The 1,307-nt window shown below is 63.4% G+C and carries 1 protein-coding gene and 1 pseudogene; one reads left to right on the top strand and one right to left on the bottom strand.

The window, feature by feature from the left end; genetic code table 11:
* A pseudogene (locus ON19_RS11490) lies at positions 1 to 253 on the top strand (TetR/AcrR family transcriptional regulator); the annotation flags it as partial.
* A gap of 119 nt (positions 254 to 372) precedes the next feature.
* Here ON19_RS11490 and ON19_RS11485 read toward each other — a convergent pair.
* Positions 373 to 1,307 (bottom strand): PucR family transcriptional regulator (locus tag ON19_RS11485; protein WP_043690004.1); only part of this gene is annotated, 935 nt, incomplete at its 5' end.

Here is a 1,307-nt window from a genome sequence, read left to right as displayed (position 1 = left end):
CGGTCTCCCGGGATTCGAACCACGCCTGCGCGCACTACTGAAAGTTCTGCTGATCCAGGTACTCGGCCCCGGCAATGAAAATGCCCACGACGCGATAGCGTTCGTTCTGATCAACGTCGGTTTCGCGGCGGCAGTCCGCGCCGCGCTACTCGACGCTGACACCGGCGAGCGCCAGGAAGTCATCCTCATGACCGCCCGCCTGATCGCGGCAGGTGCCGAAGCCGAGATCGAGGCATCGACGAGCTCTGGATAGCCACGACGCACTATCAGTCACCGGAGCGGATAACTCGCGATGTTCGTGCAATCACAGACCTTCGTCACACTCGAATATGAGGCGGGCGTGGCCAAATGGTCGGAATTCGCAATGGCAGTTCACACGGCGTCGACCTGGATATCGGGTCGGCTGCGCTTGCTGAATGTGCGGGCGATGAGCGCCGAACGTAGCTGCCACACACCCGACGTGGTGGTGGGATCGAGTCCGGTGAGCTGGCTGATGCGCCTGAGCCGATAGTCGACGGTGTTGGTGTGGATGTGCAACGAGCGGGCGGTGCGTTGGCGATTGAGGTTGTTGCTGATATAACTCCGCAAGGTTTGGAGCAGTTCGGGGTGATCGTCGAGGGGGTCCAGCAGCGACCCGAGAGTTTCACGACCCGGACCCGGCCGGGTCAGCTGGTACTCCAGCGCCATATCAGCGAAACGGTACAGGGCGGGGGCACCTTGCAGCCGCCGCACCATATCGAGCAATTCGTGAGCGCGGTCGGCTGCACCCGGCACCCCGGCGACCGACGCTGTGACGACGGCCGCTGTCAGGGGTACGCGCGCGGCCGCCGACAGCTGGGCGAGCAGTTCATCGAGGCGCTCGCCGCTCAGCGTCGCCGTCGGGATCAGGATTGTCCCACCGTCCACACTCAGCAGCGCGAGTGCGTTCTCGCCGCAGCGGGTAGCGAGTTCGGCTTGCAGGCGGCGCAGTTTGCGGCGGGCGACGACCTTGCCGTCGAGCATTGGATGCTGCTCGTCGGGGTGTTTCGGAATATGCACTGCCAGAACCGAATACTCGTCGGCGATGCCTATTCCGTGTTCGCGGGCCGTTGTTGCGGTGGTGTGTCCCCCCAGCAGCGCGGAGGTCAGAGTGTGGACGGCGGTGTGGTGCTCACTGCTTGCCGCCTTGTGCTCACGGACATAGGCGCGGGCGACTGTCGCGCTCATGATGTCGAGCATTTCCACCACCAGTTTCACGCCGTCCACGAGATTGGCGTAGTCCTTCACCGTCACGTTCGAGAAGATGAGATCCATACCGAGCTTCAATC

This window comes from Nocardia abscessus NBRC 100374, assembly GCF_000308455.1.
GTDB lineage: Bacteria > Actinomycetota > Actinomycetes > Mycobacteriales > Mycobacteriaceae > Nocardia > Nocardia abscessus.
Note: the sequence above shows the minus strand (reverse complement) of the source record. Positions and strands in the feature narration are given on the sequence as shown.